At 64.5% G+C, this 21,623-nt stretch carries 17 protein-coding genes; 13 read left to right on the top strand and 4 right to left on the bottom strand.

What is annotated here, in order from left to right; genetic code table 11:
* The first annotated feature begins 234 nt into the window (after positions 1-234).
* From QCE88_RS15870 to QCE88_RS15880, 3 genes are all read left to right on the top strand, one after another.
* Entirely contained in the window at positions 235-1,584 is a 1,350-nt protein-coding gene (locus tag QCE88_RS15870) for an FAD-binding oxidoreductase (protein ID WP_309906463.1), read from the top strand.
* Between the two features lie 30 nt (positions 1,585-1,614).
* Positions 1,615-2,004, top strand: coding sequence for a nuclear transport factor 2 family protein (locus QCE88_RS15875; RefSeq protein ID WP_309903771.1), 390 nt, complete (start codon positions 1,615-1,617; stop codon positions 2,002-2,004).
* Between the two features lie 115 nt (positions 2,005-2,119).
* The gene (locus QCE88_RS15880) at positions 2,120-3,553 is read left to right on the top strand and encodes an amino acid permease (protein WP_309903773.1); all 1,434 of its coding nucleotides are present in this window, start codon (positions 2,120-2,122) and stop codon (positions 3,551-3,553) included.
* 13 nt (positions 3,554-3,566) lie between these two features.
* On the opposite strand, the gene QCE88_RS15885 is transcribed toward QCE88_RS15880, so the two are convergent.
* A complete protein-coding gene (locus QCE88_RS15885; protein ID WP_309811956.1) occupies positions 3,567-4,331 on the bottom strand; it encodes an IclR family transcriptional regulator in 765 nt (254 codons plus the stop codon).
* A gap of 212 nt (positions 4,332-4,543) precedes the next feature.
* Here QCE88_RS15885 and sauS point away from each other — a divergent pair, with 212 nt between their 5' ends.
* The 7 genes from sauS (at position 4,544) to QCE88_RS15920 (ending at position 13,261) form a co-directional block, all read left to right on the top strand.
* Positions 4,544-6,019, top strand: a complete 1,476-nt coding sequence (gene sauS, locus QCE88_RS15890) for an acylating sulfoacetaldehyde dehydrogenase (RefSeq protein WP_309903775.1) — start codon at positions 4,544-4,546, stop codon at positions 6,017-6,019.
* Positions 6,016-7,626, top strand: a complete 1,611-nt coding sequence (locus QCE88_RS15895) for an AMP-binding protein (RefSeq protein WP_309903777.1) — start codon at positions 6,016-6,018, stop codon at positions 7,624-7,626. The genes sauS and QCE88_RS15895 overlap by 4 nt, the downstream gene beginning before the upstream one ends.
* Before the next feature lie 61 nt (positions 7,627-7,687).
* Complete coding sequence (locus QCE88_RS15900; RefSeq protein ID WP_309903779.1) at positions 7,688-9,031, top strand: MFS transporter; 1,344 nt, start codon at positions 7,688-7,690, stop codon at positions 9,029-9,031.
* A 104-nt stretch (positions 9,032-9,135) separates the two neighbouring features.
* Complete coding sequence (locus QCE88_RS15905) at positions 9,136-10,245, top strand: nucleoside hydrolase (protein ID WP_309903782.1); 1,110 nt, start codon at positions 9,136-9,138, stop codon at positions 10,243-10,245.
* 102 nt (positions 10,246-10,347) lie between these two features.
* Positions 10,348-11,211 (top strand): sulfite exporter TauE/SafE family protein, encoded by an 864-nt coding sequence (locus QCE88_RS15910; RefSeq protein ID WP_309903784.1) that lies wholly within the window; start codon positions 10,348-10,350, stop codon positions 11,209-11,211.
* Positions 11,208-11,519, top strand: coding sequence for a DUF1634 domain-containing protein (locus QCE88_RS15915; RefSeq protein WP_309903786.1), 312 nt, complete (start codon positions 11,208-11,210; stop codon positions 11,517-11,519). Before QCE88_RS15910 ends, QCE88_RS15915 begins: the two co-directional genes overlap by 4 nt.
* A gap of 119 nt (positions 11,520-11,638) precedes the next feature.
* Positions 11,639-13,261 carry an FAD-dependent monooxygenase gene (locus tag QCE88_RS15920; RefSeq protein ID WP_309903787.1) on the top strand — a complete coding sequence of 541 codons (1,623 nt, stop codon included), beginning with the start codon at positions 11,639-11,641 and terminating at the stop codon, positions 13,259-13,261.
* A gap of 4 nt (positions 13,262-13,265) precedes the next feature.
* Here QCE88_RS15920 and QCE88_RS15925 read toward each other — a convergent pair whose 3' ends face one another.
* Positions 13,266-14,084, bottom strand: a complete 819-nt coding sequence (locus QCE88_RS15925) for a methyltransferase domain-containing protein (protein ID WP_309903789.1) — start codon at positions 14,082-14,084, stop codon at positions 13,266-13,268.
* A 190-nt stretch (positions 14,085-14,274) separates the two neighbouring features.
* On the opposite strand from QCE88_RS15925, the gene QCE88_RS15930 reads away from it, so the two are divergent.
* On the top strand, positions 14,275-15,021 hold the full coding sequence (locus QCE88_RS15930) for a glucose 1-dehydrogenase (protein WP_309903790.1): 747 nt from the start codon (positions 14,275-14,277) through the stop codon (positions 15,019-15,021).
* On the opposite strand, the gene QCE88_RS15935 is transcribed toward QCE88_RS15930, so the two are convergent.
* Entirely contained in the window at positions 15,018-16,493 is a 1,476-nt protein-coding gene (locus QCE88_RS15935) for an MmgE/PrpD family protein (protein ID WP_309903792.1), read from the bottom strand. The genes QCE88_RS15930 and QCE88_RS15935 overlap by 4 nt on opposite strands.
* A gap of 29 nt (positions 16,494-16,522) precedes the next feature.
* Entirely contained in the window at positions 16,523-18,001 is a 1,479-nt protein-coding gene (locus QCE88_RS15940; protein WP_309903794.1) for an MmgE/PrpD family protein, read from the bottom strand.
* 130 nt (positions 18,002-18,131) lie between these two features.
* On the opposite strand from QCE88_RS15940, the gene QCE88_RS15945 reads away from it, so the two are divergent.
* The gene (locus QCE88_RS15945) at positions 18,132-18,803 is read left to right on the top strand and encodes a GntR family transcriptional regulator (RefSeq protein ID WP_309903796.1); all 672 of its coding nucleotides are present in this window, start codon (positions 18,132-18,134) and stop codon (positions 18,801-18,803) included.
* 206 nt (positions 18,804-19,009) lie between these two features.
* Positions 19,010-21,595: a bifunctional aconitate hydratase 2/2-methylisocitrate dehydratase gene (acnB, locus tag QCE88_RS15950; RefSeq protein ID WP_309903798.1), complete on the top strand. Its 2,586-nt coding sequence runs from the start codon at positions 19,010-19,012 to the stop codon at positions 21,593-21,595.
* Positions 21,596-21,623: the final 28 nt, after the last annotated feature.

The following is a 21,623-nucleotide window of genomic DNA, read 5'->3' on the forward strand; positions in this document are numbered from 1 at the left end:
ATGGCTCCTCGTAGTGCCAGAGCGGGGCAATCGCTTGGTCCAGCAAGCCCGCTGGACAAGCCGCCCCTGGCACCAACGAAGTTTTTTGGCTGGCACTAAGCCGCGCAGGACGTTCGGTGCAACATGAAGCCACTTTCCAAGGAGTTATCGGTGGCTACTCTCGAATTCGTTGCGCCGGCCCAGGGTGGTGCGTGCGCCCCATACGATCCGCTCTACGACCCGCTCGTCTCGCCGATGAAGCGCGAGGCCATGGACTATGCGCCGACCTACTGGGTCGCCACGGCGGGCACGCCGCCCGAAGACGACGGACCCTTGCCCGGCGATGCAGACGTGGACGTGCTGATCGTCGGCGCGGGCTTCACCGGACTATCCACCGCGCTATTCCTCGCGCGTGAGCACGGCATCCGCGCCACCGTCGTCGATGCGAACCGCACCGCGTGGGGCTGCACGAGCCGCAATGGCGGCCAAGGCCAGAACGCAAGCGGGCGGCTGTATCGCTCGCAGTGGATCGAGCGCTGGGGCAAGCAGACGGCGCTCAAGCTCGATGCGGAGATCCGCGAAGGTTTCGACACGTTCCGCAATCTGGTGAGTGAATTTGCGTGCGATCCGCAGCCGGGCGGCCATCTGTACATCGCGCATCGCGAGCGCAAGCTGGAGTTTCTCAGCAACGAATGCAAGGTGATGCGCGATGTGTTCGGCTACGACGCGCACATGCTGAGCGCGCAGGACGTAGCGCAATCCTATGTCGACGACCAGGAGAGCTGCGGCGCGCTCCATGAACCGGATGGCATCGGCGTGCATCCGCTCAAGCTGGCGTTCGGCTATCTGCGCATGGCGCGCTCGCTCGGCGTGAAGGTGCATCCGGGCACGCCGGTGCTGGACGTCGAGACCATCCGCGGCGTGCATCACGTGCGCACCCCGCGCGGCGTGATCCGGGCCAAGGCTGTGGCGTTCGCGACCGGCGGTTATACGCGCAACGACATGCATCGCGCGTTGAACGCGAAGATCATGCCGATCCTGTCGAACTCGCTGGTCACACGTCCGCTGACGCAGCAGGAACTCGCGGCGACCGGCTTCAAGACACGCGAAGTCATCACCGACACGCGCACGCTGCGCTTCTACTATCGACTGTTGCCGGATGATCGTTTGCAGATCGGCAGCCGCAGTGCCATCACGGGTGCCGATGCCGCCAATCCCCGGCATATGGAAGTGCTCGTGGAAGGGCTGCATCGCAAGTTCCCGGCCTTGCGCGGGATACGTGTCGATTATTCGTGGTGGGGCTGGGTGGACGTGAGCCACGACATGATGCCGCGCGTCGCGCAGCCCGATCCGCAGCAGAGCCTGTTCTATGCGGTGGGCTATGGCGGCAATGGCGTGTCGTTCTCGGCGCACGCGGGCCGTCGCCTGGCGGAGCGCGTGGCCGGCAAGTGGCAGCACAGCCGCGACAACCTGCCGATCTACGAATCCGCGCTCGAATACCCGAACGTGCTGAACATGGTGCGCTGGAAGGGCTTCGCGCCGTTCCGCCGGGTCGGGCAACGCTTTCTGTATCACAAGTACCTGGCGCAGGACGAGAAGCGCTAACCCTTTCGAAACCCTGGACACGAACGACACATGAGCACTGAGACGAAGCACGACTATCTTCACCTGCTGGAGACTTTCAACGATGCCTGGAACCGCCACGACATCGACGCGCTGATGGACTGCATGGCGGAGCGCTGCGAATTTCACGGCGTCGCCGGGCCGGATCTTCTGGGCCGCACCTTCAGCGGCCGCGATGAAGTACGCAAGGGCTTCACACTGGCCTGGGAAACCTGCCCCGATGCCTCATGGAAGGAAGGCGAGCATTTTGTCAGCGGCGAGCGCGGCGTGTCGGAATCGACGTTTCGCGGCACGAAGGCGGATGGCTCGCGCATCGAAGCGCGCATGGTGGATGTCTTCACCTTCAGCGACGGCAAGATCGCAGTGAAGAACGCGTTCCGCAAGGACCGCCCCGCGCTCTGAAACATGACGGAGACCGGTATCGCGTGACGCAGGGAGAGGCCTCGACCGTTCGGCAACGTACCGGCCGGCGAGGCGCGATTTGATGCAGGCAGATCACAGCAAATCAGGAGACGGAATGCATTCGAGCACGGACAAAGGCGATCTCAAGTGTGGCCTCAAGCAGCGCCACATGACGATGATCGCGTTGGGAGGCGTCATTGGCGCTGGACTATTCGTCGGCGTAGTGATCCAGCAGGCCGGACCGGCCGCCATTCTTTCTTTTCTCATCACGGGCGTGCTCGTGGTGCTCGTCATGCGCATGCTCGGCGAGATGGCCTGCGCGATGCCGACCGTCGGCTCGTTCTATGAGTACGCACGGCTTGCCTTCAAGACGCAGCGCGGGCCGGGCCGCATGGCCGGCTTCCTCACCGGCTGGATGTACTGGTACTTCTGGGTCATCGTGATCGCACTGGAAGCGGTGGCCGGGGCCAAGCTCGTGCAGTTCTGGATCCCCGACGTGCCCGCATGGATCATCAGTCTCGTGCTGCTGGTCGTCCTCACGCTGACCAATCTCATCTCGGTCGGCAGCTACGGTGAGTTCGAGTTCTGGTTCTCGTCGATCAAGGTCGGCGCGATTATCGTGTTCCTGTTCCTCGGCGGCCTCTACGTGTGCGGCCTCTGGCCCGCCTCGATGCATACGACCGACGTCGCCGCCACGTTCCTCGGGCACGGCGGCTTCATGCCCAACGGCATCGGACCCGTGATGACAGGTGCGGTTGCCGCGACAGGTTTCTACTTCGGCGCGGAGATCGTGACGATTGCGGCGGCGGAAGCGAAGGAACCGGCCAAGGCAGTTGCGAAAGCAACCAATTCGGTCATCACACGCGTGCTGGTGTTCTATGTGGGATCGGTGGCGCTGGTGGTCGCGCTGGTGCCGTGGAATTCGCATCAGATGGCCACGCCCTATGTCAGCGCGCTCGACGTGATGGGCATGCCCGCCGCCGCGAACGTGATGAACGCCATCGTCCTGACGGCGGTGCTGTCGGCGCTGAATTCGGGTTTGTATGCTGCATCGCGCATGCTGTTCGCGCTGACGCGCCATGGCGACGCGCCGCTCGGACTCGCGAAGGTCAACAAGCGCGGCGTGCCGACGCGCGCCATCCTGCTGGGCACGGTGTTCGGTTATGTATCGGTGGTGATGTCGTATGTGTCGCCGGATACGGTGTTTGCGTTCCTCGTCAACTCCTACGGCACGGTCGCGATTTTCGTGTACCTGCTGATCGCGTTCTCGCAACTGCGCCTGCGCGGCCGCATGACGAGCCTCGAGGCCAACGACCTGCGCGTGCGCATGTGGGGATTTCCCTATCTCACCTGGCTCGCCATCGTCGGCATGCTCGCGATTCTCATCGCCATGGCGTTCATTCCGGATCAACGCAAGCCGCTGTGGCTCGGCGTCGCGAGCCTGGGCATCCTGTTCGTCGCCTACGTCGTGTTCAAGCGCGGGCGCGAGGAGATCGAGGTGGATACCGACGAGCACGCGGCGCAGCATTTGCAGACCGTCGAGCGTTGAGCGTTGAGCCGCTTTACTCTTCCCTGAAAGTCCGCGCGGTTTCTTCGGCCGTGCGGCGCAAGTCGGGCTCGAAAGCAAGCAGCTGATCGAGCGCGACGCGTCCCACCGGCGCCTGGATCGCAATGGCGGCACATGCGCGATTGCGATCCAGCATCACCGGCACCGCAATCGCGACAAGCCCCTGCAAATGCTCCTGATTGTTGATGGCCAACATGCGGCGGCGCGTCAACGCGAGCTCACGGCGCAGCACGTCGCGGTCGGTGATGGTGCGCTCGGAGTAGGACCGCAACGGCAGGCGCTCGATCATGCGCTCGCGCCGTTCCTTCGGCAGGAAGCTCAGCAGCAGCTTGCCGCTTGCCGAGCAATGCAGCGGCACGTGTGAACCCGGCTGCAAGTGCATGCGCAGCGGCCAGCCGGTCTCCACGCGATCCACGTACACGACGTCGTTTCCCGCCAGCATCGTCAGGTTGCAGGTTTCGCCGACCCGCGTGACGAGTTGTTCGAGCAACGCATGCCGCGCCGCAGCAGGCCCCGCATGCATCAGCACGTTGATGGCGAGCGTGCGCACGCGCGGCGAGCATTCATAGAGCCTGTCGCTTGCGCCGCGCGTGACGAGCCACGCGTCCATCAGTTGCACGAGGATGCGATGCACGGTCTGCTTCGGCAGGCCGAGCGCATCGACGAGTTCGGTCATCGACAAGGGACGGTTTGCTTCCGCCAGCGTCTCCAGTACGCGGAACGCGCGCACGGCGGCGGCATTCGATTGATTCGATGTCACGCTGTCTCCTGCTTTATATGTGTCGCTTGCGTTTTTATTTCATTGTGCGTCGAAAACATTGTTTTTCGGGACTCTGGAAAGTCCCGAAATCCACACTTTCCGATGCACGCGCCGTCGCTGCATGCGTTACTCCGGAAAACGGGACCGCGCGACGAACAGAGCTGACTAGATTGGATAGCACCTCTCATCCTTCATCAGCCGAGGTTCATCGCATGAATGACATGGCAAGCGGCGCAACACTCGGGCGTCCCCGCGCACACGCGCCGGACTCCCCTCAAGCCGCGCAACAGGCGGAAGCGGAACGTGTGGTGGGTGCGCTCGTCGAGCGGGCGCGTGCAGCGCAGCAACGCTTCGAACACGCGGGACAGGACACCCTCGACACGGCCGTGGCCGCGGCCGCGTGGGCCATCATGGAGCCCGCGCGCAACCGGCAACTGGCGGATCTGTCGGTGCGCGACACGGGTCTCGGCAATGCCGACGACAAGTTTCGCAAGAACCATCGCAAGACGCTCGGTCTGTTGCGCGACCTTCACGGTGTCGCGACGACGGGCGTGATCGCGCGGGACGAGGCGCATGGCGTCGTCGAGATCGCGCGCGCGGTGGGCGTGGTCGCGGCCATCACGCCGTCGACCAATCCGGGCGCGACGCCTGCCAACAAGATCATCAATGCGCTCAAGTGCGGCAACGCGATCATCGTCGCGCCTTCGCCGAAGGGCTATTCGTCGTGCGCGTTGCTGATCGGCTTCATTCACGCCGAGTTCGCGAAGGCCGGTCTCGATCCCGATCTTGTGCAGATGCTGCCGCCGCCCGCCAGCAAGGCAACGACGGCCGCCTTGATGCGCCTAGCAGACCTGGTGGTCGCCACCGGTTCGCAAGCCAATGTGCGCATGGCCTATACGAGCGGCACACCGGCCTTCGGCGTGGGCGCGGGCAACGTGGCGTCCATCGTCACCGCGCAGGCCGATGCCGATGACGCGGCGCGCAAGATCGCCGTCTCGAAGACCTTCGACAACGCGACGAGCTGCTCGTCGGAGAACAGCGTCGTGATCGAGGATGCGATTCATGCGCGCATGCTCGATGCGCTGCGCAAGCAGGGCGGCGTGCTGCTGGACGCGGCGCAGAAGGCGCGCTTGCAGGCGGTGCTGTGGCAGGACGGCAAGTTGTCGGCGCGTTGCACGGCGCGTTCCGCTGCGGCGATTGCCCGTGAAGCCGGCCTCGACGACATCGCCGCACGCGAGCCCCGGTTCCTGATGGTCGAGGAGACTGGCTATGGGGCAGACCATCCGTTCTCGGGAGAGAAGCTCTCGCCGGTGCTGACGGTGTACCGCGCGCGCGATACCGCGCATGCGATGGACATCGTGCGCGGCATCTATGGCTACATGGGCGCGGGTCATTCGGTGGGCGTGCATGGCGCGGACGATGCGCTGGCTGTCTTGCTCGGCACACAGTTGCCGGTGGCGCGCGTGATCGTGAATCAGGCGCATTGCCTTGCGACCGGCGGCAACTTCGACAACGGCCTGCCGTTCTCGCTCTCGATGGGCTGCGGAACCTGGGGCGGCAACAACTTCTCGGCGAACCTCGGCTACCGGCAGTACATGAACGTGACGCGCGTGGCGTATCCGATCGCCGAAAGCGTGCCGGAAGTCGACACGTTGCTCGGCGATTACTTCCGGAGGATCGGACGATGAGCACGCTTGCCGATCGCATGGCTTCTTCAAGGCATGCGCCGCTCGATGCAACGACCTTGCGCGCATTGATCGACGCGCGCGCCGAGCATGCTCCCGACAAGCCCTTCCTGCTCGATGCCGAGGGCGGTGCGGTACTTTCGTTCCGCGCGCTGCGCGACGACTGCCGTGCGCTCGCGGCGCGCTTCGAGGCGGCGGGACTGAAGCCCGGCGACGTAGTCTCGGTGTTCATGGGGAACGGCATCCAGACAGCGCGTCTGCTGCTCGCGGCGATGTACAGCGGGCTCGTCGCCAATCCGCTGAACCTGCTGTGCCAGCCGTCGCAGGTGCGTTACATCGTCGAGCATTCGGATACGCGCCTGATCTTCGTGTCCGACGAGACGCATGACACCGTCTCGGAAGCACTGAAGGGCATGGCGCGCGATATCGCGGTGGTGCGCACGTCGCCCGATGCAGCGACCTTGCCCGTCATTCCCGCGCTCGCGCCGCGCACCCTGCCGACACCCAGCGACGATGCCACACAGATCGTCGCGAAAGGGAAAGGCGCCGATCCCGCCGATACCGCGTTGCTCATGTACACCTCGGGCACGACCGGCGCGCCGAAAGGCGTGTTGCTGAGTCATCGCAGCCTGCTGGCGAACATGCGCAACATCAGCGCCGAACATCGCTTGTGCGAGGACGACCGCGTGCTCGTGTCGCTGCCGCTGTATCACATCAACGGCCTCGTCGTGGCGTTGCTCACGCCGCTGCATCACGGCGGCTCGGCCGTGATGACGCCGCGCTTCTCCGCGCGCACCTTCTGGCGCGAGGCGTCGCAGCACGGCTGCACGTGGATCAACGTGGTGCCCACCATCGTCGCCTATCTGCTCAACGGGGAGAGCGCGCAAGGCTTCGATCTGTCGGCGCTCAAGTTCTGCCGCAGTGCGTCGGCGGCGCTGCCTGCCGATCATCATCGCGCGTTCGAGGCGCGCTTCGGCATCGGCGTCATCGAGACGATGGGCATGACCGAGACCGCCGCGCCCGCGTTCAGCAACCCGTACGACCCGGCACTGCGCAGGATCGGCAGCATCGGTTTGCCGTCGGGCGGCGAGGCGAAGATCGTCGATCTCGAAGGACGCGAATGCGCGCCCAACGAGACCGGCGAACTCGTGCTGCGCGGCGGGCAACTGATGAGCGGCTATTACAAGCGGCCCGAGGAGACCCGTAACGCCTTCACCGCCGATGGCTGGCTGCACAGCGGTGACCTCGGCTATCGCGACGAAGCCGGCTTCTTCTACATCAACGGGCGCGCGAAGGAACTGATCATCAAGGGCGGCGAGAACATCGCGCCGCGCGAGATCGACGAAGCGCTGCTGCGTCATCCCGGCGTGCTGGAAGCGGCCGCTGTGGGCGTGCCCGATCCGGCCTACGGGCAGGACATCGTCGCGTTCATCGTGCCGCATGACAGCGCGCACGCACCCGATCCCGCCGACCTGCGCGAGCACTGTCTGCGCGAACTCGGCCGCTACAAGACACCGCGCGAATTCCGCTTTACCGATGCCCTGCCGCGGGGCCCGTCGGGCAAGGTGCAGCGTCTGAAGCTGCTGGACAAGCCGCAGCCCGCGGGATAAGCGGGCGCGCGCCTCGAAGCAGGACTTGCACATTCCACATCAGATGGACATGGGAGACACAATGAACCAGCATCGTCAGCGCGTGAAGACGCGCCATATCATCCTGGGCGTGATGTGCCTGATGTACTTCATCTCGTACATCGACCGGGTGAACATTGCAGTAGCGGGTCCGCTGATCCGTCAGGAAATGGGTCTGAGTTCCGTGCAGCTCGGACTCGTGTTCTCGGCTTTTGCGTATCCGTATGCGGTCATGCAGGTCGTCGGCGGATGGCTCGCCGACAAGTTCGGTCCCAAGCTCGTGCTGATCGTGCTCTCGCTGATCTGGGGCGCGGCCACGCTGGCGACGGGCTTCGCCGGCAGCATCGGCATGCTCGTGGTGCTGCGCCTGGCGCTCGGCATCGGCGAAGGCGGCGCGTTCCCGACCGCCACGCGCGCCTTCACGTACTGGATGCCGGTGCATGAACGCGGCTTCGCGCAAGGCATCACGCACAGCTTCTCGCGGCTGGGCGGCGCGCTCACGCCGCCGCTCGTGCTGGCCGTGGTGGCCGCGAGCGGCTGGCGCGAGGCGTTCATCCTGCTGGGCATCGCGAGCCTCGCATGGACGGTGCTCTACTTCTTCGTGTTCACCAATTCGCCGGATGAGAACCGCCGCATCACGCCGGAAGAGACCGCCGAGATCGGTTATCGCGCGGGCGATTGCGCGCGGGCCCGAACCAGCGTGACACCGTGGCGCAAGCTGATTCACCGCATGTGGCTCGTGACCTTCGTCGACTTCTGCTACGGCTGGCTGCTGTGGGTCTATCTGACCTGGCTGCCGTCCTATCTGAAGGAGTCGCGCGGTTTCGACCTCAAGCATCTCGCGCTGTTCACCGCGTTGCCCTTGCTGGCGGGCGTCGTCGGCGACACGCTTGGCGGCGTCATCTCGGACCGCATCTACAAGATGACCGGCCGTCTGCGGCTCGCGCGTTGCAGCATTCTCGTGGTGGGCATGGGCGGCTCGCTGGCCTTCCTCCTGCCGATGGTCAACGCACCCAGCCCCGTGGCCGCCGTGTGGTTCCTGACCGGCTCGTTCTTCTTCCTCGAGATCACGAATCCGGTCCTGTGGACACTGCCGCTCGACATCGCGGGCAAGTACGCGGGCACGGCCGGCGGCATGATGAACACGGGCTTCGGCATTGCGGGGATGACTTCGCCGGTCGTGTTCGGCTATCTGATCCAGCAGACCGGCAGCTACAACGTGCCGTTCACGATCTCGGCGGCCTTGCTTGGCGTGGGCGCGGTGGCGGCGCTGTTCATCGACACGAGCAAGACCGTGGAGGCGGACGAGGCGCGTGAAGCGCAGCAGCAGCGCGACCAGCTGGGCGTGCCGGCCTTTGCGGGCGGCGCGGGGCACTGGAACGAGTAGGGCGCGGTCCATGCTGATCCCGGATCGATCGTAGAATGAGTGGCGCTTTGCCTGCGTTGCAGCGGCGCGCCCACTCTACTTAGATCGATTCGGGAGACACGACCATGCAGCGTAGCAAAGCGGTAATCCTGATCATTCCCTGCGTTGTCGCACTTGCCGCTTGCGGTGGGTCCGACAACAATCAACCAGCGTATTCGAACGCACCGAAGATCATCATCGACTCGGACTTCAACACGATGGGCGACGATGGCCAGCTCTTCGCGATGACCACGCAGTTGATGGGACAGGGCAAGGTCAATCTGCTTGGCTTGTGTGTGGTGACGGGCAACGACTGGCTGTTGCAGGAAGAGGCCGACGCGCTGAAGGCCGTCGAGCGCATGGGCGTGCAGGACAAGGTCGGCGTTTATGCGGGCGCGAATTATCCGCTGCAATACGATGTCGCGAGCATTCGCGCGCAGCAGGCCGCCAATCCCAATGGATATTTCGGTGCGTGGACGCGTCCCGAGCCCACTCAGCAATCGCAACTGACCGCGCCGCCCGACGGCTTCGCGACGTCCACCAAGCTGCAAGCCCAGGCCGCCGCCGACTTCATGATCGACACCATCAAGCGGTATCCGAACCAGGTGACGATCATCGAAGTGGGGCCGCCCACCAATCTTGCGACCGCCGTGAAAAAGGCGCCGGAGATCGTGCCGCTCATCAAGCAGATCGTCTATATGGGCGGCGCGATGAACGTGCCGGGCAACGCGAACGCAGTGGGCGAGCTGAACTGGTGGTTCGATCCTCTGGCGGTGCGCACGCTGTTGCAGACCACGATCCCGCAGAAGGTGATCCCGCTCGATGTCACCAACACCGTTCCGCTGACCGAGACCGTCTATAACCAGATCGTCAATCCGCCGACAGGGCAGACCGCCGTGACGAAGGTCTATGCCACTGTGAATGCAGGCGCATTCGCCAACAACACCGACATCTACGACACGCTGACGATCGGATATTTTCTCGATCCCACCTATGCGACGCAGACACAAAGCGCGTATCTCGACATCGACACGACGCCCGGTGAAGATCAGGGCCATGTAATGGTCTATCCGGATATGCCTGCGGCCGGCGCTTCCCCGCAGAAGATCACGTATGTCACGCGCTACGACAACAGCCGTTTCTTCGCCTTTTATGTCGATCTGCTCACGCGGCCCGTGCCAGTGAAGTTCCAGTGAAGTTCTTGTAGCCGGACGCATGGCAGATCGTCTGTCATGCATTTTCGCACTTGTTATGACATGTTATAGTTTTGGCTCACTGTTCTCCTCAGAGCGGACTCAATGAGCTTGCAAACAACGCTGTGGCTGTTCTGCGCAGGGCTCGGCGCAAGTGCGGCGGGCGGCATGCTCGGCATGGCGAGCGGTCTGTTCATCGTGCCTATCCTGACCATGTTCTTTCACGTCGACATGCACGCGGCCATCGGCACCAGCATCGTGTCGGTGATTGCGTGTTCGTGCGGCGGCGCGGCCGCATTCCTGCGCGGCGGGCTGACCAACGTGCGGCTGGCCCTCGTGCTCGAAACCGGCACGACGCTGGGCGCGCTGTGCGGCGTGCTGCTGGCGGGGATCGTGCCCGTCCCGGCGCTGGACTTCCTGTTTGCAGGCGTGCTGCTCGTATCGGCCTGGCAGATGTTCGTGCGGCGCGAAGATCCGGCGTCGGCCGCATCCAATGCGCCTTCGCATGGGCTCGCCGCCGTGCTCGAACTGCATTCGAGCTATCCCGACCATCGGCTGCGTCGCGACGTGGCGTATCGCGTGCAGCGCGTGCCGCTCGGCCTGATGCTGATGCTGGTGGCCGGGCTGGTGTCGGCGTTGCTCGGCATCGGCAGCGGCATCCTCAAGATTCCCGCCATGGACAATGCCTTGCGCCTGCCTATCAAGGTTTCCACGGCGACCTCCAACTTCATGATCGGCGTCACGGCTGCCGCCAGCGGATGCGCGTACTTCCTGCGCGGGGAGATCGTCAGCGCGCTGGCGGCGCCGGTGGCGCTCGGCTCGGTGCTCGGCGCCGTGCTCGGCGCACGCGTGCTGATGAAGGTGCGCAGCGAACGCCTGCGCGTGCTGTTTCTCTCCGTGCTCGTGATCGTCGCGGGGCAGATGGTGCTGCAAGGCATGGGCATCAACCTCGCGGAGCTCGCCGGATGACGAAGCCTGCCGCGCATGTGTCGCTCGACCGCTTGCTCGCGGTTTTTCTACAGGCCGGAACGTGGATCGCGTGCGGGTTGATCGGCGCAGGTCTGGTGTTTCAGGCGTGGCCGGTGCCGTGGGCCGCGCATGCCATGACGGCGGGCGTCGCGCTGTTCGTCCTGCTGCCCGTCATGCGGGTCGCGCTGTTGCTCGCGGTGTTTGCCCGGCAGCGCAACACGCTCTACGCCGCGATCGCCACCGCCGTGCTCGCCGTGATCGCGGCCGGCTGCGTGCTCGGCGTGCGGCTCGGCCCGCTCGCCGGCTGACGGATCGGGCGATCGAATGGCGGCACAAGCAGTGGCACAACGGTTATTCTCCCTTTCGCCGGACGACGATCTCGCGCGTCACACGCGCACGCATCGCATTCCTCGGGAGAAATCGCATCATGAACGATACGACCGATGTGTTGATAGCCGGCGCGGGGCCCGTTGGCCTGCTGCTCGCCGCGGAACTGAAGCGCGACGGGCTGGATGTCTGCCTGATCGATGCGCACGAGGCGCGCACCTTCTTCGTCAAGGCACTGGGTGTCACGGCGCGCACGCTGGAGATTTTCGAGGACCTGGGCATCGCGCGCGATGCGATCGACACGGGCGTCTGGCTCACCGGCGCCGAAACCTTTCAGGACGGCGATCCCGTCTTCAGCGCGCAGTTTCCGCGTGAAGGCATGCCCTACGGCGCGCTTTCGCTGGCGCAGTTCGAAACGGAGCGGCTACTCGAGACAGCGCTCGCGGTGCATGGCGGGCACGTGGATTATGGCGTGACGCTGCTGGACTTCACCGAGTCGGACGATGCCGTCGATGCCCGCGTGCAGATGGCGGGCGGCGAGATCCGCACCGTGCGCTGCCGCTGGCTGGTGGGTTGCGACGGCGCGCGCAGCACGGTGCGGCATCAGTTGAACGTGCCTTTCGAAGGCGATCAATATCCGCAGACCTTCATGCTCGCGGATGTCGACGTGGACTGGAATCTGCCGCGCGGACCGATGTACCGCTTCAATCTTTCCGGCAAGGTTCAAGGTACGACCGAAAGCGCCGCGCCGCAGTCCACCACGCTGGCCGCGTTGCCGGTGCGCGGGTCGAAGCGCCGCTATCGTCTCTCGATGGTGCTGCTTCCCGACGATGCCGCACAGCACGCGTTGAACTCGGCGCCCGAGTTCGATGAAATCGAGCGCATCATGCTGCCGATCCTGCCGCGCGATACGCGCTTGTCGTCGATGCGCTGGTCGTCGGTGTATCGCGTGAGTCACCGCATTGCGCAGCACTATGCGCGCGGTCGTGTGTTTCTTGCCGGCGATGCCGCGCATATCCATCCGCCAGTGGGCGGGCAGGGCATGAACACGGGCTTGCAGGATGCGCACAATCTTGCCTGGAAGATCGGGCTGGCGGCGCGCGGAATGGCCGGCCCGAAACTGCTCGACAGTTATGAAGCGGAACGGCGGCCTGTCGGGCTCGATGTGGTCGAGTCGACGAGCCGCGCCATGCACACCGTGCTCGCGCATGGCGAGATGCGGCCCGGCATGCGCGAGACGCAATTGCTGGTGGGGTATCGCGGCAGTCCCGCTGTCGCCGACGAGTGCAGTGACATGGCATCTGAACTGCCCGCGCCCGGCGACCGCGTACCGCAAGTGGGCGGTCTGGTGCAGGCGTTCGTCGGCCAGGTGCAGCGCTTGCAGGATCATATCGGGCGCGGCAGGCATACGCTGCTCGGCTATATCGACGAAGACGAGGACGGTGCGCGCGGGGCCGCGTTCGATGAGGCCGTCGATGCATGGCGCGGCGCGCTCGGTCTTACGGGCGGCGTGGTATTGATCATGTCCCCTTCGATCATGAACGGCGCGAACGAACGCTATCGCACGCTGGGCGATTTCCAGGGCGAGTTCGCGGCGCAGTTCGGGGCGCGCAACGGCATGGTGTGGGCGGTGCGGCCGGATGGTCATCTCGGCTATCGCAGCGGGTCGTGCGATGGGCAGGCGCTGATTGCATGGCTTACGCGGGTGCTGGGGCGGGCGTGAAGCTTCAGCGGCGCACGATGATCACGTGCGCCTGCATCCCGGCCTGCACCGGACCTGTACCGAAGCGATCCTTGATCGCTGTTTCGCAGGCAATTGTGGCTTCATCGAGCGTCGCGCCTTTGCGTGCTTCGATCTCATTGCGCAAGGGCGTTCCCTGACAATACGCGACGGCAACGGCCCGTGCGGATGGCGCATGGCTTAGCGCCGTCACCGTTTCGATGCGCGGCGGTGCATCGAAACCTGCGTGGGCGAGGTCCGCCGAGATCGTGCTCGTATCGAAATAAGCGTGCGGCGTGCGCTTCATGAACAGCGGCGGATCGTCGGGAAACACGCGGCCGAGTGCGGTCGTGATCGTGTCGGCGAAAGCATTCTCCTCGATGCGATCCCACACGTTGAACAACAGCGTGCCACCCGGCCGCAGCACGCGACGCGCTTCCGCGAAGGCGGCCGATTTGTCGGGAAAGAACATCGCGCCGAACTGGCAGGCGACGACATCGAAGCGTGCATCGGCGAATGGCAGGCTTTGTGCATTGGCCTGTTGCCACGTGACGTTTGCGGGCGTTCCTGTCGCTTCGGCGCGATCGAGCATGGCCTGGTTCAAGTCCGTCGCGACGATGGCGGCCTGCGGACGCAGCATGCGCGACATCGCGCGTGTCAGCGCTCCAGTGCCCGCAGCGGTTTCCAGCACGTGTGACGGGTCCAGTGCGGCGATACGGCGGGCGAGGTCGTTGGCGTAGTGCGCGAAAAGCATCGGCACGAGTAATTGTTCATACAGCCCGGCAATCGGTCCGGCGAAGTTCGTATCGCTGCGAAGCGTAGTCATGCGGTCTCCCTCCACGGAGCGAACGAGTGTCTGCAAGGCTTCGGTTCATTATTCGCGTTTGCCTGCATGTCAATTCACTTTAGTCCGCTTTATCGGTGGTGACGGCCCAACTACATTGTCACCATGGCAGGGCCGACCCAGCAAAGCAGCCGGTCCTCTACCGTCCAGTCAACTTTTCAGGGAAGACATCATGAGCAAACTCGCAGGCAAGGTCGCAGTGGTCACGGGTGCATCGAAGGGCATCGGCGCAGGCATTGCCAAGGCGCTCGCGGCCGAAGGCGCGGCGGTGGTCGTGAACTATGCGAGCAGCAAGGAAGGCGCCGATGCCGTCGTCGCTGCGATCACTGCGGCGAACGGCCGTGCGGTTGCGGTGGGCGGCGATGTATCAAAGGCAGCGGATGCGCAAGGCATCGTGAACGCGGCAATCGAAACCTTCGGCCGGCTCGATATTCTCGTGAACAATTCCGGCGTCTATGAGTTCGCGGCGCTCGAAGAGATCACCGAAGAGCACTTCCACAAGCAGTTCAACGTCAACGTGCTAGGCACGCTGCTGACCGCGCAGGCCGCCGTCAAGCATATGGGCGAAGGCGCGAGCATCGTCAATGTGAGTTCGGTCGTGAGCCGCATCACGCCGGCGACCACTGCCGTTTATAGCGGCACCAAAGGCGCTGTCGATGCCATCACCGGCTCGCTGGCGCGCGAACTCGGTCCGAGGAAGATTCGTGTCAACTCGATCAATCCCGGCGTCGTGGTGACGGAAGGCACGCATACGGCGGGCGTCATCGGTTCGGAATTCGAAGCGGCGGCGCTGGCGCAAACGCCGCTTGGCAGGCTCGGGCAACCGGATGACATCGCGGCGATTGCGGTGTTCCTCGCGTCGGATGACGCACGGTGGCTGACGGGCGAGAGTCTGATTGCGAGTGGTGGAATGCGCTAACGCCGCACCGCCGCCACCGCAATATCCCCCGCGTTATCGAGCTTCTCGACACGCCAACACGTGTCGATCAGCGCGCGCGTCTGGTCCGCCGGCAGAATACCGTCGGCGAGATCGGAGAATTTCTTCTCCAGTTGCTGGTCGGTCATCGGCACCTCCGTACTGCCGATCGCATGCTCGATGAACTTGTGCAGCTTGCGGCCATCCTTCAGCGTGATGGTCATGTCCACCTGCTCGGGCTTGATCGAAGGATCGACGATCGTATTGACCTTCTCGCGCAGCGCGATAGTCTGCGGGTCGCGCACCTTGGCGTCGCTGAACTGCTTTTCGCCTGCCGCACCGTCGATGATCGCGATCGCCACCGCGTGATAAATGCTGAACTTGCCTTCGAGGCCGATCTGCGGCGTCTTCTTGCCCGTCAGCTCGATGACGAGCGGATGCACGCGCAAGTCGATCCGTTCGATCTGGTCTGCGCTGAGATGGTTCTGGTTGCGTAGCTGGATGGCGGCGTCCAGCGCCGGATGAATCACGATGCCGCACGCAAACGGCTTGTACGTATTGAGCGTGGACTCGTAGTGCGTGCCAAGACCGTCCGTGATCTCGCGGTAATCCTGCTTCGTGCTGATTGCGTTCGCCCAGCCGCGCTTTGCCTCGATCATGCCGTCCGAACTCGTGTAGTCCTTGCTTGCCAGGATCGCCGCGAACATGCCATTGGCGGCGGCGCGGCCAGGATTAAAGCTCTTGTTCATTGAACCGAACGACTCGCGCAGGCCCACTGGCTGCGACGCCGCCAGTCCCAGCGCCCAGACTGTCTGCTGCACGGTGAGGCCCATGAGCTTCGACATCGCCGCAGCCGAACCGAACACGCCACATGTCCCGGTAATGTGCCAGCCGACATCGTAATGATTCGGGTACACCGCATTGCCGATGCGCAACTCGGTTTCCACCCCCAGCACCAGTGCATTGAGGAAGTCCTTGCCCGACACGGGATGGTATTGCGCATACGCGAGAATCGCGGAGACCACCGGCCCGGCCGGATGAATGATGGTCTTGAGATGCGTATCGTCGTAATCGAAGATATGACTGCTGACGCCGTTGATGAACGCCGCGTTCATGATGTCGAAACGCTCCGTGCGTCCGAGCAGGTTGGCTTGCGGCGGCCCCGAGAAAGGCGTGAGTGCGGCCACGGCGCGATCGACCGTCGTGTCGTGCGAACCACCCACCGCGACGCCGACCCAGTTCATCAGCGTGCGCACGCCTTCACGGCGCACCGGCGCGGGCAGGTCTTCGTAGCGCGTCTTGCCGATGAACTCGGCAAGGATGCGCGTGACCTTCGGCGGGCGCGCATTCGTGGCGCCCGGCTGCGAGGCCGCGCTGTTGCTGCCTTGCGCCAGCGCGCTCGTGCCCACGGTTGCGGACGCGAGTGCGCCCGCCGCGCCGGTCTTCAGGAAATAGCGCCGGTCGATGCTGGCCATGGGGTTGTCTCCTTTTCGTGTGTCGGATGTCAGGCGGTAATCAGCGGGCGCAGTTCGCGCACATCCCTGAGCGTTTCCAGATGCTCGATCTTCTCGATGAGCGCGTCCGTGCGCGCAGTGCCCAGCACCGGCGCCATCAGGTCGCGCGCCTTCGCCGCCACGGCTTCGCTCGACAGCGGGTTCTCCTTCGTGCCGGGCGCAAAGCGCGTGAAGTGCTCGACCGTGCGGCCATCCGTCAGCGTGACCTCAACTTTCGCGCCGCGCGGCGCGGCGGGATCATGCAGCGCGGGGTCCGGCTGCACCGTCACTTTCGCGCGTTCCTTGAGAATGGCGGGATCGCGCATCAGGGCGACATCGTGACTGTCGCGGAACGACACCGCGCCTTTCACCAGCGCGAGCGCCACGAGATGCTGGCAGTTGACGTCGGGCATCGCGCTATCGCCGACAATGCCTTCCGCATCCGGCGGAATCCGCACGACGATACGGCTCACGTTGTCCGGCGTCAGGTTGTATTGCTTGCGCAGGGCGAGCAGCGCGTCGAGCGGAGACTGGATCGGATAACCCACCGAGTACGTCTTGATCGCCGTCTCGCTGACATAGAAACGCGAGCCGAGCCCGTCGATCATCGCGTGCGGATCGGGTTGCGTGGAGAGCGCGATGAACAGATTGTGCGTGCCGTCGAGCACGTCACGCACGCCCGTCATGCCGGACTGCACCATGCTCACCGCCATGACGCCGTTGCGCGCGCCCATGCCGGCAAAGTCGAAGGCTTTCTCGATGTGGTCCTTGTCCTTGACCCAGCTCCAGAGGCCGGACACCTGCTGCGCCGAATAGGAGATCGCATAGCGCATGGCGGTTTCGTCGAGGCCCGCGAGGGCGGACGCCGCACCAAGCGAGCCGAAGGTCGAGGCCGTGCCTTCCGCGCTGCGATGCGAGCCGCGCACGAGATCGGGGCCGAGCGCCATCAGCAGGCGGCAGGCAAGGTCGTAGCCGAGCGTGACCGCGCGGATCATCGTCTCGCCGCTTTGCGCGCCGTGCTCGGCCATGGCCAGCGCCGACGGCACCACCGAACTTCCCGGATGCGCCTTCGTCACGGGTTCGAAGTCGTCGGTCTCATCGGAATGCGCGCACATGGCGTTGGCCAGCGCCGCATTGACGATGCTCGTGCGCGCGTGCGTGCCGATGACCGTCGCCTGTGGCGCGCCGCCCAGCGTGCCGACGTATTTCGCGGCGAGCATGCCGGGGCGCATGCGCGATCCGGAGACCATCGCGCCGAAGGTGTCCAGAATCCGGTGCTTGCAGGCGAGCACGACGGGAGCGGGGAGCGGCATCGTGCGGGCCTGCGCCATGTAGCGGGCGAGTTGCGCGGTGATGTGTTCATGGTCTGCGCTTGCGTTTTCCGCTCCGTCAGCAGCGAGGACGAGGCGCGAACCGCCCAGGGACAGCGCGGCGAGTGCTCCAGCAGATTGCAACAGCCTGCGACGTTGAGGCCGATGGCGCTCGGACATGCATTGTCTCCTCGTGGCGAGAATTTTGCGAAGTGTCGACAGATGGAGCGTCGGGAAACGAACTCCATCGCGGCAGAGGTAGAATTGTTAGTGCCTTGTTGCACCTTACCAGACATCTGGAATGACCGTCATGACCGAAAGTGTCGACACATCAGAGCCCGCATCGAGCGACGATCAAATCATCGACTGGGTGGCGCGCGGGATCATCGAAGGTCGGCTCGCGCCTGGCGACGATCTGAACTCCGTCGAACTCGCCAGACGCTTCAAGGTCAGCCGCACGCCGGTGCGTGAAGCGTTGTTCGTCCTGAGCCGCGAAGGACTGGTTGACTGGCCGCCGCGCAAGCGTCCGAGAGTCTCCGCGATCAGGCTCGAAGACGTGCGCGAGTTGTATCAGCTGCGCGCGCTGCTGTATGCGCAGATCTCCGTGGGCGTCGTCGAGCGGGCGACGCCGCAGGACATCGAACGACTCTGGACCGCGCACCGGCAGCTCGCCGAGGCCGCCGCGCGGGGTGACGTCGATGCCTACTTCTGGGCCAACGTCGCGTTCCGCGATGAAGAGCTGCGCGTGTGCGGCAACGGCATCTTCAAGGAGGTGCTGGATTCCATGCGCATGCGCATTAATCGCCTGCGCCGCCTGAGCACGTCGCTGCCCGGACGCCTGCAACGCTCGTGTTCGGATCATCAGCGCCTGTGCGAAGCCTATGAAGAACGCGACGGCGTGCTGGCGGCGGCGCTGAACCGCTCCATCGTGACGAGCGCGTTGCAGGCGATCGAGGCGTCGTGGCCGTCGACTTCGGTGTGAGCGCAGGGCGCCTGACAGTCATGCCGTCAAACCATGAAAACCGACAGTGACAACAGGCTTTGACAGCAGGTCTTGTATAAGACATAAGACATAAGATAATTGACGCGACGCGGTCAAAACGATAAAATTGCGCTCGAAGCAATGCCGGAAGCAGCCTCGGCGCGACTGAAAAGTCGTCCTCTGAAACGCAAACGAACGGTCCCCTCATGCTTGAAAATTTTCGCGCTCATGTCGCCGAACGCGCCGCGCTCGGTATTCCGCCTCTGCCTTTGAATGCTCAGCAGACCGCCGAGCTGGTGGAGTTGCTGAACAACCCGCCCGCGGGCGAAGAGCAGATCCTGCTCGACCTCATCACGAACCGCGTGCCGGCCGGCGTGGACGAGGCCGCGCGCGTCAAGGCGGGCTTCCTGGCCGCCGTCGCCAAAGGCGAAACCGCCTGCCCGCTGATCTCGCGCCAGCGCGCCACTGAACTGCTCGGCACGATGCTGGGCGGCTACAACATCGCGCCGCTGATCGACCTGCTGTCGGACGCCGAAGTGGCCGCCGTGGCCGCGGACGCGCTGAAGAAAACCCTGCTGATGTTCGACCAGTTCCACGACGTCAAGGAACTCGCGGACAAGGGCAACGCCCACGCGCGCGCCGTGCTGCAAAGCTGGGCGGACGCCGAGTGGTTCACGAGCCGTCCGGAAGTGCCTGAAAGCCTGACCGTCACGGTCTTCAAGGTAACGGGCGAAACCAACACGGACGACCTGTCGCCGGCACCGGACGCCACCACGCGCCCGGACATCCCGCTGCACGCGCTGGCCATGCTGAAGAACGCGCGTCCCGGCATCACGCCGGAAGAAGACGGCAAGCGCGGCCCGGTGCGGTTCATCGAGTCGCTGAAGGAGAAGGGCCACCTGGTCGCCTACGTGGGCGACGTCGTCGGCACGGGTTCCTCGCGCAAGTCGGCCACCAACTCGGTGCTGTGGTTCACGGGCGAAGACATTCCCTTCATCCCGAACAAGCGTTTCGGCGGCGTGTGCCTCGGCTCGAAAATCGCGCCGATCTTCTACAACACGATGGAAGACGCGGGCGCGCTGCCCATCGAAGTCGACGTGTCGCAGATGGAAATGGGCGACGTCGTCGAACTGCGTCCGTACGAAGGCAAAGCGCTGAAGAACGGCGCGGTGATCGCGGAATTCCAGGTCAAGTCGGAAGTGTTGTTCGACGAAGTGCGCGCCGGCGGCCGCATTCCGCTGATCATCGGTCGCGGGCTGACGGCCAAGGCGCGTGAAGCGCTGGGACTGGCGCCGTCGGACCTGTTCCGCCTGCCGCAGCAGCCGGCCGGCACGGCCAAGGGCTTTTCGCTGGCGCAGAAGATGGTCGGCCGCGCCTGCGGCCTGCCGGAAGGCCAGGGCATGCGCCCCGGCACGTACTGCGAACCCAGAATGACCTCGGTCGGCTCGCAGGACACCACGGGCCCCATGACCCGCGACGAACTGAAAGACCTGGCGTGCCTCGGCTTCTCTGCCGATCTGGTGATGCAGTCGTTCTGCCACACCGCCGCGTACCCGAAGCCGGTCGACGTCAAGACGCACCAGACGCTGCCGAACTTCATCAGCAACCGTGGCGGCATCGCGCTGCGTCCCGGCGACGGCGTGATCCACTCGTGGCTCAACCGCATGCTGTTGCCCGACACCGTCGGCACCGGCGGCGACTCGCACACGCGCTTCCCGATCGGCATCAGCTTTCCGGCGGGTTCCGGGCTGGTGGCCTTCGCGGCCGCTACCGGCACCATGCCGCTGGACATGCCGGAATCGGTGCTGGTGCGCTTCAAGGGCAAGATGCAGCCGGGCGTCACGCTGCGCGACCTCGTCAACGCCATTCCGCTGTACGCCATCAAGCAGGGCATGCTGACGGTCGCCAAGCAAGGCAAGAAGAACATCTTCTCGGGCCGCATTCTCGAAATCGAAGGGCTGCCGGATCTGAAGGTGGAGCAGGCGTTCGAACTGTCGGATGCCTCGGCCGAGCGTTCGGCGGCTGGCTGTTCGGTGCATCTGAACAAGGAGCCGATCATCGAATACCTCACCAGCAACATCACGCTGCTGAAGTGGATGATCGCCGAGGGCTACCAGGACCCGCGCAGCCTCCAGCGCCGCATCAAGGCCATGGAAGAATGGCTCGCCAATCCGGAACTGCTCTCGCCGGATGCGGACGCCGACTATGCGGCGGTCATCGAGATCGATCTGGCCGACGTGCATGAGCCCATCGTGGCCTGCCCGAACGACCCGGACGACGTGAAGACGCTGTCGGATGTCGCCGGCGCGAAGATCGACGAAGTGTTCATTGGTTCGTGCATGACGAACATCGGTCACTTCCGTGCGGCGTCGAAGCTGCTGGAAGGCAAGCGCGATATTCCGGTCAAACTGTGGGTCGCGCCGCCGACCAAGATGGACCAGAAGCAGCTGACGGAAGAAGGCCATTACGGCGTCTTCGGCACGGCTGGCGCGCGTACCGAAATGCCGGGCTGCTCGCTGTGCATGGGTAACCAGGCGCAAGTGCGCGAGGGCGCCACGGTGATGTCGACGTCGACTCGCAACTTCCCCAACCGTCTGGGCAAGAACACGAACGTGTATCTCGGCTCGGCGGAACTGGCGGCCATCTGCTCGCGTCTGGGCCGGATTCCGACCAAGGACGAGTACATGAGCGACATCGGCGTGATCAACGCCAATGGCGACAAGATCTATCAGTACCTGAACTTCGACCGTATCGACGACTTCAAGCAAGTGGCCGACACCGTGACGATGTAATTCGCTGACGCGCCACGGCGCGAAAGAA

It is taken from the genome of Caballeronia sp. LZ035 (assembly GCF_031451175.1).
Lineage (GTDB): Bacteria > Pseudomonadota > Gammaproteobacteria > Burkholderiales > Burkholderiaceae > Caballeronia.